The sequence below is a fragment of the Streptomyces camelliae genome (assembly GCF_027625935.1).
In the GTDB taxonomy this organism is placed as follows: Bacteria; Actinomycetota; Actinomycetes; order Streptomycetales; family Streptomycetaceae; genus Streptomyces; species Streptomyces camelliae.
In genome coordinates this window covers 7,239,237-7,254,160 of record NZ_CP115300.1, presented here as the reverse complement: position 1 = coordinate 7,254,160, position 14,924 = coordinate 7,239,237, and the positions used below count along the sequence as shown (strand labels likewise).

Annotated in this window: 14 protein-coding genes; 6 read left to right on the top strand and 8 right to left on the bottom strand. The window is 70.8% G+C overall.

The annotated features are described in order from the left end of the window. Nucleotides 1-60 precede the first annotated feature (60 nt). Together O1G22_RS33225 and O1G22_RS33220 are read left to right on the top strand one after the other, a co-directional pair. Nucleotides 61-1,083, top strand: a complete 1,023-nt coding sequence (locus O1G22_RS33225; protein WP_270084689.1) for a phosphotransferase family protein — start codon at nucleotides 61-63, stop codon at nucleotides 1,081-1,083. Nucleotides 1,084-1,090: 7 nt separating this feature from the next. Further along, nucleotides 1,091-2,305 carry an acyl-CoA dehydrogenase family protein gene (locus tag O1G22_RS33220; RefSeq protein WP_225098335.1) on the top strand — a complete coding sequence of 405 codons (1,215 nt, stop codon included), beginning with the start codon at nucleotides 1,091-1,093 and terminating at the stop codon, nucleotides 2,303-2,305. Nucleotides 2,306-2,367: 62 nt separating this feature from the next. Here the strand turns inward: O1G22_RS33220 and O1G22_RS33215 are convergent, their stop codons facing one another. The 3 genes from O1G22_RS33215 to O1G22_RS33205 are packed head-to-tail and all read right to left on the bottom strand — an operon-like array spanning nucleotide 2,368 to nucleotide 5,425. Further along, the gene (locus O1G22_RS33215) at nucleotides 2,368-2,961 is read right to left on the bottom strand and encodes a TetR/AcrR family transcriptional regulator (protein WP_270084688.1); all 594 of its coding nucleotides are present in this window, start codon (nucleotides 2,959-2,961) and stop codon (nucleotides 2,368-2,370) included. 26 nt (nucleotides 2,962-2,987) lie between these two features. After that, complete coding sequence (locus tag O1G22_RS33210; protein WP_270084687.1) at nucleotides 2,988-4,655, bottom strand: class I adenylate-forming enzyme family protein; 1,668 nt, start codon at nucleotides 4,653-4,655, stop codon at nucleotides 2,988-2,990. Further along, entirely contained in the window at nucleotides 4,652-5,425 is a 774-nt protein-coding gene (locus tag O1G22_RS33205; protein ID WP_270084686.1) for an SDR family oxidoreductase, read from the bottom strand. The genes O1G22_RS33210 and O1G22_RS33205 overlap by 4 nt, the downstream gene beginning before the upstream one ends. 309 nt (nucleotides 5,426-5,734) lie before the next feature. On the opposite strand from O1G22_RS33205, the gene O1G22_RS33200 reads away from it, so the two are divergent. Then, nucleotides 5,735-7,021 carry a serine-threonine protein kinase gene (locus tag O1G22_RS33200; RefSeq protein ID WP_270084685.1) on the top strand — a complete coding sequence of 429 codons (1,287 nt, stop codon included), beginning with the start codon at nucleotides 5,735-5,737 and terminating at the stop codon, nucleotides 7,019-7,021. 24 nt (nucleotides 7,022-7,045) lie between these two features. Here the strand turns inward: O1G22_RS33200 and O1G22_RS33195 are convergent, their stop codons facing one another. After that, complete coding sequence (locus O1G22_RS33195; protein ID WP_270084684.1) at nucleotides 7,046-9,832, bottom strand: penicillin acylase family protein; 2,787 nt, start codon at nucleotides 9,830-9,832, stop codon at nucleotides 7,046-7,048. A gap of 230 nt (nucleotides 9,833-10,062) precedes the next feature. Between O1G22_RS33195 and O1G22_RS33190 the strand changes: the two genes are divergently transcribed. After that, nucleotides 10,063-10,665, top strand: a complete 603-nt coding sequence (locus O1G22_RS33190) for a hypothetical protein (RefSeq protein ID WP_270084683.1) — start codon at nucleotides 10,063-10,065, stop codon at nucleotides 10,663-10,665. Nucleotides 10,666-11,206: 541 nt separating this feature from the next. On the opposite strand, the gene O1G22_RS33185 is transcribed toward O1G22_RS33190, so the two are convergent. Further along, nucleotides 11,207-11,425, bottom strand: a complete 219-nt coding sequence (locus O1G22_RS33185) for a hypothetical protein (RefSeq protein WP_270084682.1) — start codon at nucleotides 11,423-11,425, stop codon at nucleotides 11,207-11,209. Between the two features lie 166 nt (nucleotides 11,426-11,591). Here O1G22_RS33185 and O1G22_RS33180 point away from each other — a divergent pair, with 166 nt between their 5' ends. Then, entirely contained in the window at nucleotides 11,592-12,659 is a 1,068-nt protein-coding gene (locus tag O1G22_RS33180; protein ID WP_270084681.1) for an RNA ligase (ATP), read from the top strand. Nucleotides 12,660-12,832: 173 nt separating this feature from the next. Here the strand turns inward: O1G22_RS33180 and soxR are convergent, their stop codons facing one another. Then, entirely contained in the window at nucleotides 12,833-13,291 is a 459-nt protein-coding gene (gene soxR, locus O1G22_RS33175) for a redox-sensitive transcriptional activator SoxR (protein ID WP_270084680.1), read from the bottom strand. Between the two features lie 106 nt (nucleotides 13,292-13,397). Here soxR and O1G22_RS33170 point away from each other — a divergent pair, with 106 nt between their 5' ends. Then, complete coding sequence (locus O1G22_RS33170) at nucleotides 13,398-13,859, top strand: MaoC family dehydratase (protein WP_225098344.1); 462 nt, start codon at nucleotides 13,398-13,400, stop codon at nucleotides 13,857-13,859. Nucleotides 13,860-13,872: 13 nt separating this feature from the next. On the opposite strand, the gene O1G22_RS33165 is transcribed toward O1G22_RS33170, so the two are convergent. Beyond that, nucleotides 13,873-14,496: a TetR/AcrR family transcriptional regulator gene (locus O1G22_RS33165; RefSeq protein WP_270084679.1), complete on the bottom strand. Its 624-nt coding sequence runs from the start codon at nucleotides 14,494-14,496 to the stop codon at nucleotides 13,873-13,875. Between the two features lie 91 nt (nucleotides 14,497-14,587). Next, on the bottom strand, nucleotides 14,588-14,875 hold the full coding sequence (locus tag O1G22_RS33160; protein WP_225098346.1) for a YiaA/YiaB family inner membrane protein: 288 nt from the start codon (nucleotides 14,873-14,875) through the stop codon (nucleotides 14,588-14,590). Nucleotides 14,876-14,924: the final 49 nt, after the last annotated feature.

Here is a 14,924-nt window from a genome sequence, read left to right as displayed (position 1 = left end):
GGCATACCGACCGGTCGGCATCATGAACGGGTCTTGTTCACCCGTTCGTAGGAGTGCCGTATGAGCACCGACCACCCGCCCGGACTCGACCTGGACCGGCTGCGCGCCCTGCTCGACCGCGAGCGCCCCGGTCTCGTCGGCGGCCCGCTGACCGGCCGGCTGATCGAGGGCGGACGGTCGAACCTCACCTACGCGGTCTCCGACGGCACCGCGAAGTGGGTCGTCCGGCGCCCCCCGCTCGGCCACGTGCTGGCCACCGCGCACGACATGAAGCGCGAGCACCGGGTGATCAGCGCCCTGCACCCGACCCAGGTGCCGGTCCCGCGCCCGGTGCTGCTGTGCGAGGACACAGAGGTGCTCGGGGCACCGTTCTACGTCATGGAGTTCGTCGAGGGCACCCCGTACCGCACGGCGGAACAGCTCGCCCCGCTCGGCGCCGACCGCACCCGGAACGCGGTGCTGTCCCTCGTGGACACGCTGGTCGAGCTGCACGCGGTGGACCCCGCCGAGGTGGGCCTCGCCGACTTCGGCCGGCCCGAGGGATTCCTGGACCGCCAGCTGCGCCGCTGGGGCAAGCAGCTGGACGCCTCCCGCAACCGCGACCTGCCCGGCATCGACGAGCTGCACGCGGCCCTGGGCCGGGAGCTGCCCGTCTCCCCCGCACCCGCCGTCGTGCACGGCGACTACCGCCTCGACAACGTCCTCATCGGGGACGACGACCGGATCAAGGCCATCCTCGACTGGGAGATGTCCACCCTCGGCGACCCGCTCACCGACCTGGGCCTGCTGGTGATGTACAGCCGGCCGCTGGAACTGCCCGACTCCCCCATCTCCACGACCGCCACGGCCGCCGGGCACCCCTCCCCGCAGGAGCTGATCGAGCGGTACGCCACGCGCTCGGGACGGGACGTGTCGGCCGTCTCCTGGTACACGGCGTTCGCCTGGTTCAAGCTCGCCGTGATCCTGGAGGGCATCCACTACCGGTACACCCTCGGCCAGACGGTCGGGCGCGGCTTCGACCGGATCGGCGACCTCGTACCCGTCTTCATCGACCACGGACTGACCACTCTCCAGGAAGGCTGATCCAGAAATGGACTTCGCGTTCGACGCGCGCACCGAGGAACTGCGCGCCAAGCTGCTCGCTTTCATGGACGAGTTCGTGTACCCGGCCGAGCCGGTCGCCGAGGAGCAGCGGGCGCGGCTCGCCTCTCCCTGGGACACCCCGGCGGTGGTCGGGGAGCTGAAGGCCGAGGCCCGCAAGCAGGGGCTGTGGAACCTCTTCCTGCCCGACGCCGAGTACGGCGCGGGACTGACCAACCTGCAGTACGCGCCGCTCGCCGAGATCACCGGCCGCTCCCCGCATCTGGCGCCCACCGCGACGAACTGCGCTGCGCCCGACACCGGGAACATGGAGGTGCTGGCGCAGTTCGGCAACGAGCAGCAGAAGAAGCAGTGGCTGGAGCCGCTGCTGGCCGGTGAGATCCGCTCGGCGTTCGCGATGACCGAGCCGGAGGTCGCCTCCTCCGACGCCACGAACATCACCACGCACATCGAGCGGGACGGCGACGAGTACGTCATCACCGGCCGCAAGTGGTACATCTCCGGGGCGATGAACCCGGACTGCGCGATCTTCATCGTGATGGGCAAGACGGACCCCGACGGCGCCGACATCCGCCGCCAGCAGTCCATGGTCCTGGTCCCACGCGACACCCCGGGCGTCACCGTCAAGCGCGCGATGCAGGTCTTCGGCTACGAGGACCACTCGCACGGCGGCCACGCCGAGGTGATCTTCGACCACGCGCGCGTGCCGGTCACCAACCTGATCGGCGAGGAGGGCGGCGGCTTCGCCATCGCCCAGGCCCGGCTCGGCCCCGGCCGGATCCACCACTGCATGCGGCTGATCGGCATGGCCGAGCGGGCGATCGAGCTGATGTGCCGCCGGGCGGTCTCCCGCACGGCGTTCGGCAAGGCGCTGGCCCAGCAGGGAGTGGTCCAGAACTGGATCGCCGACGCGCGGGTCACCGTCGAGCAACTGCGGCTGCTGGTGCTGAAGACGGCCTGGCTGATGGACACCGTCGGCAACAAGGGCGCCCACACGGAGATCCAGGCCATCAAGATCGCCACTCCGCGGGCGGTGGTCGGCATCCTGGACCGGGCCATCCAGTTGCACGGCGCGGGCGGGGTGAGCCAGGACTTCCCGCTGGCCGAGCTGTACGCGAGCGCCCGCACCCTGATGCTGGCCGACGGCCCGGACGAGGTGCACCAGCGGTCGCTGGCGCGGCGGGAGCTGAAGAAGTACCTGTAAGAAAACGACGGTAAGGGGCGCTTGCCACGGCGAGCGCCCCTTACCCGCACAGCCGGCCGACGCTACGGCCGCAGCGCCCGCAGCAGCAGGTCGGCGAGGTGGTCGGCGACCTGCTGCGGGGTGAGCGGGCCGTCCGGGCGGTACCAGGTCGACAGATGGTGGACGGAGCCGAAGTGGTAGTCCACGACCAGGTCGGCCGGGGTCGCCGTGGAGAAGACGCCCTCCTTCTGGCCCTCCTCGATCAGCGCGCGGAACCGCTCGTGGTAGCGCCGGCGCTCGGCGCGGACCTGCTTGCTCTTCTCCGGGCTCAGGTGGTGCATCGAGCGGAAGAAGATCATCGCGTCGTCGAGGTTCTCGATCGTCGTGACGACCACGTCCGCCGCGGCGCCCCGCAGGCGCTGCTCGACCGGCGCGTCCATGTCGGCGAAGTGGTCGAGCCGCTCCTGCTGGAGGCGCAGCACGCGCGCGTACACCTCGTGCAGGAGGTCGTCCTTGGAGCCGAAGTAGTGGTACAGCGCCCCCTTGGTGACGCCGGCCGCCTCCACGATCTCCTGCACCGAGGTGCGGTCGTAGCCCTGCTCCGCGAAGAGCCGGGTGGCGGCGGCCAGCAGCCGCTGCGGGACGGGTGTCCCGTCCCCGTCCGTCGTCCTGGGCACTGCCGCCACCTGCCTTTCCGTGATGCTCAATCGTTGTCGCGCGCGCGGGAACGCAGTTCCCGACGGAGGATCTTGCCACTCGCCGTCTTGGGCAGGTCGGGCAGGATCTCCACCTGACGCGGGTACTTATAAGCCGCAAGTCTCTCCTTGCAGTACACCGCGAGTTCATCCGGGTCCGTCTCGGCACCCGGACGCAGGCTGATGTACGCCTTGACGGTCTCGCCACGATAGCCGTCGGGAACGCCGACGACGGCCGCCTCCCGCACCGCCGGGTGGGTGTAGAGCACGTCCTCGACCTCGCGCGGCCACACCTTGAAGCCGGACGCGTTGATCATGTCCTTCTTGCGGTCGACGACGTACAGCCAGCCCTGGGCGTCCATGAAGCCGATGTCGCCGGTGCGCAGCTCGCCGCCGGGGAAGGTCTCGGCGGTGGCGTCCGGGCGCCGCCAGTAGCCGGGGATCACCTGCGGGCCGCGTACGGCGATCTCGCCCTGCTCCCCGAACGGCACCTCCTCGCCCTGCTCGTCCACGATCCGCACGAGCGTGTCGGCGCCGGGCAGGCCCACCGACAGCGTCCCGGAGACGGGGTCCACGGGCGCCTCCAGGCCGGGCGGGACGGAGGCGCAGGGAGCGGTGCACTCGGTGAGGCCGTAGCCGACCCTGATGTACGGCCCGAAGCGCTCCCGGAACCCCTCCACCAGGGCCGGCGGCACGGGGGCGCCGCCCGAGGAGATGTTCACGAAGGAGGCGAAGTGCCCGGGGGTGACGTCCGGGTGGGCGGCCAGCGCCATGAAGGCGGTGGCGGGACCGACCGTGTAGTGCGGACGGTGCTCGGCGAACGCCTCCAGGACGAGTCCGGGTTCGAAGCGGAAGGTGAGCACCAGGGTGCCCGCGCTGTTCAGGCAGGCACCGAACTGGCAGACCATGCCGGTGATGTGGAACAGCGGCGCGAGCGCGTAGTAGACGGGCGCCTCGGGCAGCCCGAGCCCGGTGCTCTGCCGCTCGGCGTTGTGCATGATGTTGGCGTGCGTGTTGGTGGCGCCCTTGGGCGTGCCGCTGGTGCCGGAGGTGTAGCTGATCAGGGCGATGTCCTCGGGGCGCGGGTCGCGGCCCTCGGGCGCCGTACCGCCCTGCCGCGCCACTACGACCAGGTCGTCGGCGTCCGCCGCCTGAGGCAGCCGCTCGAACCCGAGCACGCGCGCGTCGTCGCGTGTCTGGAAGTCCAGCTCGCACCCGGTGAGTACGATCCGCACCGGCGATCCCTCGGCGGTCTCGCGCAGATACGACTCCCAGGCCCGGTCGGAGCAGACCAGCGCGGTCACCTCGCCGTCCCGCAGGACGTGCCCCACCTCGGCCGACTTGTACATGGGGTTGACCGGGACGACGGTCGCGCCCGCCTTCCAGGCGCCGAGCAGGGCGAGCACGAAGTGCGGGGAGTTCTGCAGCAGCACGGCCACCCGGTCCCCGCGCTCCAGTCCGCGCGCCGCGAGGTGGGCGGCGACGGAGTCGCTCAGCTGGTCCACCTCGCGGTAGCTCAGCCGGGCGTCGAAGTAGGCGAGGAAGGTGCGGTCGGGGGCCTCGGCTACGGCGGTGCGCAGCGCGTGCACCAGGGAGTCGGCGGGGTCGATGGGGCCGCGCTGGACGTCGTCGAGGAGCGCCAGCCAGGGCCGGTCGGCGTAGCGGAGGGTGCTCACCGGGCCTCCTCCCACTTCTGCTGGATGTGGTTCATGCCGGCCAGCCAGCGGTCGGGGGTGGCGGCGCGCGCCTGGTAGTACCCGGCCACCTCGGGGTGCGGCAGGATCAGGAAGCGGTCCTCCTCGATGCCCTGGAACAGGGCGTCCGCGACGGTGTCCGGCTCGATCGCGGTCGGCTGGAGCACCAGCTCCCCGGCGCTGCCGGTCGCGGCCAGCATGTCCGTGCGCACGCCCTGCGGACAGATCGCGTGCACCTTCAGGCCCCGGTGGCGGTACGTCAGCGACAGCCACTCGGCGAAGGCGTAGGCGCCGTGCTTGGTGACGCTGTAGGACGGGGCGCCGATCATGGTGAGCAGCCCGGCGGCCGACACGGTGGCCACGAACCGGCCGCTCCCGCGCTCCAGCCAGTCCGGCAGCAGTTCATGGGCCGCGCGGACGTGCGCCATCACGTTGACGTCCCAGGACACGGCCCACGACTTCTCGTCGAACGTCCCGCCCGCGCCGCCGTCCTCGAAGGCGACCCCGGCGTTCGCGCAGTAGACGTCGACAGTGCCGCCGAGCGCGTCCCGCGCGTCGCCGACGATCGCGGAGGCGTCACCGGGCACGGCGATCCCGCCGATCTCCTCGGCGACCGCCTTCGCCCTCTCGGCGTCCAGGTCGTTGACCACGACCCGCGCCCCCTCGGCGGCGAACCGCCGGGCCAACGCGGCCCCGATCCCCCCGCCCGCCCCCGTGACGACCACTCCCGCATCCTGCACGGCTTCCACCATCGGTCTCCTTCGACACGACTTCGCGCGGCGCGCATCGGCTCTGACCGGCCCAGACTAACCAGTCGGTATGTATGAGGGAAGGGCAACCGTCCCCACCATCGCCACCGACCCCGCCGACGTCACGCCGGGGCGAGCACCGACGAGGTGACCGATGCCTGGCGGGACGGACCGGCCGCGTTCCGGCGGACTCGAAAGGGTTGTCTCCTGTACAGGTGAAGCGCGGTGTATGGCCAACGTTGTCCCGGAGCAGGACGATGCGTCCGTGACCCATCGTCACGCGCCGTTTCCGGGAAGACGAGGGAGCCTGGCATGGCGGATCCTGGGATGAGTGTGACTCCCTACTGGGAGCTGACCTTCGACGCGGACGGGGACGTGGACGCCTCCGAGCGCGACCAGCTGGTGGCGCAGGTCACGGAGCAAGGCGTCCGTGACCTGATCGTCTTCGCCCACGGCTGGAACAACGACCGTTCGGGCGCGACCGCGCTGTACCGCCGGTTCTTCGCCCCGATCCCGGGGCTCGCGCCGAAGGCCCGTATCGGGTACGTGGGCGTGATCTGGCCGTCGATGCGCTTCAGCGACGAGCCGATCCCGGACTTCCCGAAGCCGACCGCCACGGTGGCGGCGGGGGCACTGGACGAGGACACCCGGCGTGCACTGCGGGCGGTGTTCCCGGACCGGACGGCCCTGATCGATCAGTTGGCCGGGATGCTCGACCGACGGCCGGACGGCGCCCAGGGGTTGGCACAGTTCGGGCGGCTGGTGCGGCAGCTGATCGACGGGGAGCGGCCCGCCGGTGTGGCCGACACGGAGGAGGAGGGCGAGCCGGGTGTGTTCACCGAGGACCCGGCGACGGCGTGCCAGGAGTTCGCGGAGGCGCTCGCGTCGGTCCAGGGGCCCGAGGGGTCCGAGGGGTTCAGCCTCCCGAATCCCTGGGAGGGCGCCAAGGAGCTGCTGCGGCAGGCGACGTACTACACGATGAAGCGGCGCGCCGGGACCGTCGGCGAGCAGGGGCTCGGGCCGGCGCTCGGGAAGCTGGCCGGGGCGGCGCCCGGGGTGCGGGTGCATCTGGCGGGGCACAGCTTCGGCGGCCGGCTGGTGTCGTTCGCGCTGCGCGGGCTGCCCGACGGGGTGCGTACGGTGAAGTCGGTGACGCTGCTGCAGGGCGCCTTCTCGCACTACGCGTTCGCGGAGCAGGTGCCCCAGGCTCCGGACAAGGCGGGCGCGCTGAAGGACCAGCAGCGGCGGATCGACGGGCCGCTGGTGTGCTGCCACTCGCACTTCGACCAGGCGCTCGGCACGTTCTATCCCCTGGCCTCCCGGCTGTCCGGGGACGACCGCTCGTGCGTGGGCAGCGAGATCGCGGCCGTGCTGGGGCCGGAGTGGGGCGCCATGGGGCACGACGGGGTGCAGGCGGTGCCGGGGACGGCGCGGCTGGACCTCGCGGCGGCGCTGAACGGCTCCCTGCCCGCGTCGGGGTGCGTGAACGTGGACGCGGCCTCGGTCGTGTGCCGGGGCGGCCCGCCGACCGGGGCGCACAGCGACATCGTGCACCCCGAACTGGCGAGGGTGATCCTGACGGCGGGCCGTATCACCTGAGCCCGGCCCGCCGCCGGTGCCGGTTCACCGATGTGAGGTGTACTCCACCACCTGCTGGAAGGTCGGCCGGTTCTGCCAGCTGATGTTGCCGTGCTTGATACCGCCCAGGGTGCGCTGGACGATCGAGTCGGCGCACCACTGGTCGCCGGCCGAGCACAGGGAGTCCCCGGGGTAGACCGTGGACGCGCTGGTGCCGGCCGCCTGCTTCAGGGTGCTGATCAGGATGTCCCGGCAGGAGCCGAGGTCACCTCCGCCGCAGTACTTCTCGGCGAGCCCGCCCTGCACGTTCTCCCCGAGCACGGCCCGGATGTCCTTGTCGACATAGCTCCACCAGCCGTACTGGAAGGAGCTTCCGGCGTGCGAGCCGGTCGGGCCGTGTCCGGCGGACGGGGCCTCGTCGACGGACAGGTTGCTGGTGAGGTCGGTGTAGAGGTCGCTGCCGAGGCCCGGTTCGAACTCCGCCTTGACCAGCAGCGGCCACCAGGCGTCCAGGATGCGGATCGCGTCGGCGTTGGCGTACGTCTTCGAGCCCGCCGAGGTCTCCGTGCGCTTGGCGCCCGCGGTGACCCACGCCTGGAGCTTGTTCACCGCGTCGGCGGCGGTGGAGTCGGTCACCGGCGAGGAGTTGATCACCTTGAGCAGCTTCGGCAGTACGTCCTCGGCGCGCAGGTCGGCGAGGGCCGCGTCCGCCATGGCCTGCACCAGCTTGGTCCGGGTCACCCCGCCAGCCGCGACCAGCTTCTTCACCCGGTCCTCCAGCAGATTGCCGCGGTGCACCGAGCCGTCGCCCCAGGACGCGGTCGTGTAGTCCTTGGCCTGCTTGTTGTTCCAGGAGATGTAGTAGTCCTGGTCGACGGAGTTGGGGTGGGCGGAGGCCGGGGTGTAGTCGGCCGTGTTGGTGGCCGGGTCCCAGTTCTGCCACTCGTACGCCGCTTGTGCCCAGACCGGGAACTCGGCGTCGACGCCGGCGGCCCGGACCGGGTTGTCACCGCTGTTGTAGTACGCGGTGTGCTGAGAGTCGGCGTAGAACCAGTTGAAGGTGTAGTTGATGTGCTGGGCCGCGCTCTGGAAGTCCTGCGGGCCCTTGACGAAGCCGGGGTCGTTCAGCATCTGGAAGCCGATGATCGAGTCGGCCTCGTGCAGATACGACGAGCGCAGCGTGGTGTAGGCGACCTTCTTGCCGCCGACGGTCGCGCGGTACTCCACCGGGCCGTACTTCGTGCGCCACACGCGCATGGTGTACGACCCGGCCGGGGTGCTGTCGGCCGTGGTCGGTGACCAGGAGTTCTTCTGCTCGACCTCGTCCATGGCCGTGCAGGTGCCGTGGTATAGGTAGTGGTAGTCGTCCTGGCACAGCTCGACGGCGTAGGTGTCGATGATGTCCTGGCCGGAGGTGGTCGCGGACCACGAGTAGTCCTGGCCGCGGCCGAGTTCGACGTACATGCTCAGGCCCGCGAAGGAGGCGCCGCGCGCGCTGATGCCCGGGCCCTGGATCTCCTGGAGCATGAGCAGCTGCGGGGCGAAGTAGCCGGTCTGCGGTCCGAAGACGGCGATCGGATGCCCGCTCGCGGTGTACTTGCCGCTCACCACAAGGGCGTTGGACATGCCGCGGTGGGCGGAGCTGAGCGTGGTCTTCGCGGCGCCGGCGGAGGTGCTCTTGGCGGCCGCGGTGGTCGCGCTGCCCGTGCGGTCGTAGACGAGCGGTTCCTGGGTGACCGAGCCGGCGTCGGGCAGGGCCTCGCCCTTGGCGGTGTCCGGCTTGCCGCCGTACGGGAAGCTCTGGCCGTCGTGGACGGTCAGCACGGCCTCGGGGTCGTTGCGCTCGCGGAAGGACTCCCAGACCTTGGTGCCCTCCTCGACGCCGTACTTGGCCTGCGCGGCGATCAGTGAGATGGCGTTGTCGACCTCGCCGCCTCCGCCGGAGCCGAAGAGCGAGCCGATGACCGAGGCCAGCGCGACCAGGTCGGTGATCTTGAAGTGGTTTATGGTGCCGGCGTTGGTGATCGCGTCCTTGTGCCCGGTCAGGACGTACTCGCCGGGGAAGTAACGGCCGCTGTCGGAGGCGTCGATGTACGCGTTGATGCCGTCGAGGTAGGCATTGGCGTCGGCGAGAGCCTGCTGACCGCGGGTGCCGTTCTTCGCGACGGCGTTGTCGATCTGCGCCTGGAGGTCGGCCTCGGTGTACGGCGCGTTGCGGTAGAACTCCTGCTCCAGGCCCTGGTTGGCGGCCGCGCCGCCGGCGAAGGAGGTCAGCTGGCCCCGGCCGACGTGCCGGAAGACGTCCATCAGCCACAGCCGGTCCTCGGCCGCGGCGAATCCGGCGCCGTACTCGGTGCCGTACCGGGTCGTACCTGTGATGTGTGGCACACCGGTCTTCTTGTCCCGGACGATCGTCACGTCGCTGCGCCCGCCCGGGTTCTCGGTGGAGGCGACCTGGTCGGACGGGACGCCGAACGAGGAGTCGTTGAAGAAGTTGTTGATCGTGGCGTCGGTCAGGCCCTTGTAACCGGTGGCCAGGCTGGCGTACGGGCCGAGCTGGTCCTCGGCGTGCGAAGGCTGGGTGCCGAAGGCCTGGTTGAGCAGGATCTGCGCCAGCGTCGCGTTGCCGTTCTCGCCGGGCGGCAGGATGTCCGAGCACTGGCCACCGCAGTAGTCGTTCGAGGCGGCGGCCGTGGCGGCGGACGCCGTCTGGGTGAGGGGAGAGAGCAAGCCGCCTACGAGGACGCAGATCGAGGCGGTCTTCAGGAACCTGGTGAAGGGGCGGGACGTTCTCAGTCTGTCAAGGGCGGTACGTGGGGTACGCCGTGGCATGGCAGCTCCTAGCGCCGGGGGTGCGCGAACGTTACCGCCGGTATCCCCGAGTTTGAAGATGAACATGCGTCACTTTTTGGAGCCGCCGCGAACGGCCAAGAGGCATACGCGAGAAGAGCACGCGAAGAGATGGAGCCGAATCGCCTGTCGATACGTCTACTCGACGACGTCCGTGCGACGACGCCGAAGTGACCGAAGTACAGGTGCAGGTGTGACGGAGGTGCAGGGCGATGGCCGGTTTCCGGAGTCTGGCGAGACAGGTACGCGATCCGGACTGCGATCTGGCACTGCGGCGGTACTCGCTGCGCAAGTGCCTTGAGAAGTTCGCCCCTTACGGGCATCGGGCGACCTGGGACCATCTGTGCTCCCGGGCGGGCTTCGGCCCGGAGGACCGCTCCCCCGACCCGGCGCGGCTCGTGGCCGCACTGGAGGAGCTGGAGGAGGCCCGTTCCGTCTGGCTCGCCTACGAGACCGACTTCACCGAGCGGCGCAGGAAGGAGAAGCACGACGGGCTCCGCCGGCCGGGCAGCGTGGACGACTGGCACCGGCTGACCTGGGGCGGCTTCGGGGTCGCCTGGTGCGACGACCCACGGCTGCACCCGCACGAGCCCCTGGCGGACGTACTGCGCCGCCTGATCACCGCCCTGGAGCGCACACCGGGCACGTGCTGCCCCGTGTGCGGCGCGGACCGTCTGATCTGGCGCCACGACCTGGACCACGAGCCGTCCTCCGGCCCGGTCTGCACGGACTGCGGAATCCTCGTCCCGCGCCCCGTGCTGACCCCGCAGGCGCTGGAGTACGCCCGCCGGGGGGCGCTGCTGATGTCGGCCTGAGCAGTGCGATGCAACGGGGGCCGGTCCGGGGGTGCGCTGGGGGGATGCCGCACCCCTGCGGTTGGCTGTGTGTGACATGTGACGGACCTGGCCCGCTCGGCCGGTGGCGGAAGGACTGGCCCCGTACGGATCGTTCCAGCGGTCGTCATCGGGCAGGCCGAGCAGCTCGGCACGTTGCGCCAGGTCGGCTTTCCCCAGCGCCCGCAGACGGGCGGGCGCGTGACGGGCCGGCCAGGACTGGAGTTCGGCGACGCCGGCGGCCTCGTCGTCCCGGTCCCACCAGGCGAACGGCACCCGTCGCTCATCAGGTCGTACAGCCAGGAGTCCGCGCAGCCGACGAGGTGGGTGTCGGCGACGGGATGTGCCTCCCACCGGTCGAGCAGCGGGGTCATGGTGCGCAGGATCGCGGCGCAGGTCTCGAAGACGTCCGCGACGGGATATGGCGGCTCGGAAGCGGCGAGCACGTCCTGCCACCAGGCGAGGACGAACGCCTCCACGGCCGAGGCCTGTTCGGCCGGCCAGGAGTACCGGTCCACCCGGCTCAGGCCGTTCCACCCCCAGCCGACGCTCTCCAGGGTGCCGTCGGCCATCGCCCGTGCATGTCCACCACGCCCAGGGGCACACGCACGTACGGCGTGCGCAGGTACGCGGTCTCCTCGGGGAGGTGGCAGCGGCCGCAGCCGGTCTCGTGCGGGCTCGCGAACCCGTTGAACACGGTCTCGATGTCCGCGAGCGCGGCGGCGAGGGCAGGCGTCGGCATGGGAGTGGCTCCCGTCCGTACTCCGCGCACGATGTCGCCGCCGGCCGAAGATCACGACGCTACCAGTCGCCAATCCGCTGGCTCCACCCGTTTCCGGCGTGGAGAGTAGGGCCCGATGAAACACGCCTGAGGGCCGTCAACGTGCCCAGCTTTCCGAGGAGTTGCGATGTCGACGCTGCGCGTCACCGCCGAAGTGCTGACCGTCCACGAGCATCCGAACGCCGACGCGCTCGAACTGGCCCAGGTGGGCTTGTACCGGGCGGTCGTCGCCAAGGGCGCGTACCGCACCGGTGAGGCCGCCGTCTACATCCCCGAGCAGGCGGTGCTGCCGTCCGGCCTGATCGACGAGCTGGGGCTGACCGGACGGCTGGCGGGCGGCGAGGCCAACCGGGTCAAGGCGGTGCGGCTGCGCGGCGAGCTGTCGCAGGGCATCGTGTGCCGGCCGAAGGCACTGGCCGACGTCGATCTGGCGCGCGCGGCGGCCGAGGGCACGGACTTCGCCGAGCGGCTCGGCATCACCAAGTGGGTGCCGCCGGTCCCGCCGACCATGAACGGCGAGGCCGAGTCCGCCGCCGTGTTGCTGCCGTGGGTCGACATCGAGAACATCCAGCGCTACCCGGACATGTTCACACCGGGCGAGCCGGTCGTCCTGACGGAGAAGCTGCACGGTTCCGCGTGCCTGCTGACGTATGTCGCCGACGAGGGACGCGTCTATGTGTCCTCCAAGGGCTTCGGCGCCAAGTCCCTGGCGCTGAAGGAGGATCCACGGAACCTGTACTGGCGGGCGGTGCGCGGCCACGGCGTCGCCGAGGTGGCCGCGCGGCTCTGCGAGCGACTGGGCGCCACGCGGATCGGCGTCTTCGGGGAGGTGTACGGCGCGGGCGTGCAGGACCTGACCTACGGCGCGGACGGCCGGCGGGACACGCTCGGGTACGCGGCGTTCGACGTGTCGGCCGAGATCGACGGCACGGTGCGCTGGCTGGACGCGGCCGAGCTGCTGGAGGGGGAGCTGCCGGTGGTGCCCCGGCTGTACGCGGGGCCGTACGACATCGAGCGGGTCCGGGAGTTCGCGAGCGGCCGGGAGACCGTGTCCGGGCGGGGGCTGCATCTGCGCGAGGGCGTGGTGATACGGCCCGCGGTGGAGCGGTACAGCGCGGTGACGGGGGGTCGGTGCATCGCCAAGGCGGTGAGCCCGGCGTATCTGACGCGTAAGGGCGGCACCGAGTACGAGTAAGTCGACAGTGGTGCAGTTCCCTCAGGGGCGCGGGCCTGCATCCATATGCGGCTCCGCCGCGATGGGGGTACCTCCCTGCTCGAACGAAGTCGAGAGCTTGGGGGAGCGACCAGCCACAACTGCGCCGCACCCGGCGACGCACCCGACCATCGACGGTCGAAGCCGCGCAGCGGTCATCGCCCCTCCACGAACAGCCGCGACCCCACCCGCCGTTCCCCGAACCTGTCGTCCGGGTTGGACAGCACGCACGAGTCCAGGGACAGGCACCCGCACCCGATGCAGTCGGTCAGGTGATCGCGCAGCCGGTTCAGCTGCTTGATGCGTTCGTCCAGCTCCGTGCGCCACTTCTCCGACAGCCGTGCCCAGTCCGCGCGGGTCGGCGTCCGTTCCTCGGGCAGCTCGGCCAGGGCGTCGCGGATCGTGGCCAGCGGTATGCCCACCCGCTGGGCCGCACGGACGAAGGCGACCCGGCGCAGGGTGTCACGGCTGTAGCGGCGCTGGTTGCCGGCGGTGCGGCGGCTGCTGATCAGGCCCTTGGCCTCGTAGAAGTGGAGGGCGGAGACCGCGGCGCCGCTGCGCGCGGACAGCTGGCCGACGGTGAGCTCGTGGATCTTCTCGGGAATCTGGGGCACTTCTCAGAGACTACCCACCCGATCCCCGGCGGCCTGTCGTTGACAGGTGCCGCGCACCCGACCATGCTAAGCAGTTGCTTAGACAAGCGAGCGAGAGGCCGGGAACATGGCAGAACCGAGGACCTTCACCTCCCCCGACGAGCTGAAGGCGGCCGTGGGCGAGCAGCTGGGGTACACCGACTGGCTGGAGGTCGACCAGAAGCGGATCGACCTGTTCGCCGACGCCACGGGCGACCACCAGTGGATCCACGTGGACCCGGAGAAGGCCGCCGCCGGGCCGTTCGGGACCACCATCGCCCACGGCTATCTGACCCTGTCGCTGCTGCCGCTCTTCGGCCCGCAGCTGATCCAGGTCGAGGGCGTGAAGATGGGCGTGAACTACGGCACGAACAAGGTCCGCTTCCCGGCCCCCGTCCCCGTCGGCTCCCGGCTGCGCGCCACCGCGAAGATCACCGGGGTCGAGGACGTCACCGGCGGCGTGCAGGTGACGGTCGCCTTCAGCGTGGAGCGCGAGGGCGGCGACAAGCCGGTGTGCGTCGCGGAGTCGGTGTCCCGGTACTACCTGTGAGACCAGGGGCTCGCTACTTCGCCCCGACCATCCGGAGCACGAGGTCGGCGTAGAGCGCGCCGACCTCCTCCGGGGTGCGCGAGCCGTTCACATTGAACCAGCGGGCCACGTCGATGCAGAGCGAGAGCACGGCGAGCGTGGTGCCCTTGACGTCCAGCACCTCGAACTCGCCCGCGGCCACACCGTCCTCGATGATCCCGCGCACCTCGGCGTCGACCTGGTGGCGCAGCGCGACGATCTCGGCGCGGGCCTCGGGGCCGAGGGCGTCGAGTTCGTACTGCACGACCCGCGCGGTGGTGCGCCGCCCGGCGTGCCAGCGGACGAAGGAGCTGACCGCGTCGGCCAGCCGCTCGGCCGCGCTGCCCTCACGCCGGGCCGCCGTGCGCAGGATGTCGAGGGCCTTGTCGTGGCCGATGCGGCTGATCCGGTGGAGCAGCTCTTCCTTGGTCTTGTAGTGGATGTAGAGCGCGGCCGGGCTCATGCCGGCGCGGCCGGCGATGTCGCGGGTCGTCGTCGCGTGGTAGCCGCGCTCGGCGAAGGCCTCCACGGCGGCGACGAGCAGCCGCCGGGCCGCGTCAGGGGTGACCTCTTCCCACGGCTCCATCTCGCCGCCGGTCGTCTCCTCCGCCGTACTCATCGCTTGCTCGCCCCTCTCGGTGACAGGAGCACCACCATACCGCCGAAGGTGAGCGAGCGCTTAGCGTGCCTGCTCAGATCTTTGCGCCCGCTCAGATCTTCTCGAAGGGGTCGTGCTCGGCGAGGAGCTTCTCCAGGCGGGCCTGGTCGACCCGGCTGACGATCTGCCCGGCCTCCTGCCGGTCCCGGATCACCTTGGCCAGGGTGAAGGCGGAGGTGACGAGGTACAGGACTGCGATCGCGAGGAAGGCCCGGACCCAGGCGTTGGTGTCGAGCTGGTAGATGCCGATGGCCGTGGCCGCCATGGCGATGGCGAAAGAGGCGACGGACTGGCCGTAGAACGCGGCCGTGCTCTGCTGCTTGACCGGTGTGTCACTCATGGGGAAGAGCATCGGCGGACAGGGCCCGCGCCACATCCGCACACATACT

Excerpts from the sequence above, each read along its gene's own strand:
- O1G22_RS33225 (WP_270084689.1), top strand. The coding sequence starts at position 61 with ATGAGCACCGACCACCCGCCCGGACTCGACCTGGACCGGCTGCGCGCC.
- O1G22_RS33220 (WP_225098335.1), top strand. The coding sequence starts at position 1,091 with ATGGACTTCGCGTTCGACGCGCGCACCGAGGAACTGCGCGCCAAGCTG.
- O1G22_RS33205 (WP_270084686.1), bottom strand. The coding sequence starts at position 5,425 with ATGGTGGAAGCCGTGCAGGATGCGGGAGTGGTCGTCACGGGGGCGGGC.
- O1G22_RS33200 (WP_270084685.1), top strand. The coding sequence starts at position 5,735 with ATGGCGGATCCTGGGATGAGTGTGACTCCCTACTGGGAGCTGACCTTC.
- O1G22_RS33195 (WP_270084684.1), bottom strand. The coding sequence starts at position 9,832 with ATGCCACGGCGTACCCCACGTACCGCCCTTGACAGACTGAGAACGTCC.
- O1G22_RS33190 (WP_270084683.1), top strand. The coding sequence starts at position 10,063 with ATGGCCGGTTTCCGGAGTCTGGCGAGACAGGTACGCGATCCGGACTGC.
- O1G22_RS33185 (WP_270084682.1), bottom strand. The coding sequence starts at position 11,425 with ATGCCGACGCCTGCCCTCGCCGCCGCGCTCGCGGACATCGAGACCGTG.
- O1G22_RS33180 (WP_270084681.1), top strand. The coding sequence starts at position 11,592 with ATGTCGACGCTGCGCGTCACCGCCGAAGTGCTGACCGTCCACGAGCAT.
- O1G22_RS33170 (WP_225098344.1), top strand. The coding sequence starts at position 13,398 with ATGGCAGAACCGAGGACCTTCACCTCCCCCGACGAGCTGAAGGCGGCC.
- O1G22_RS33165 (WP_270084679.1), bottom strand. The coding sequence starts at position 14,496 with ATGAGTACGGCGGAGGAGACGACCGGCGGCGAGATGGAGCCGTGGGAA.
- O1G22_RS33160 (WP_225098346.1), bottom strand. The coding sequence starts at position 14,875 with ATGAGTGACACACCGGTCAAGCAGCAGAGCACGGCCGCGTTCTACGGC.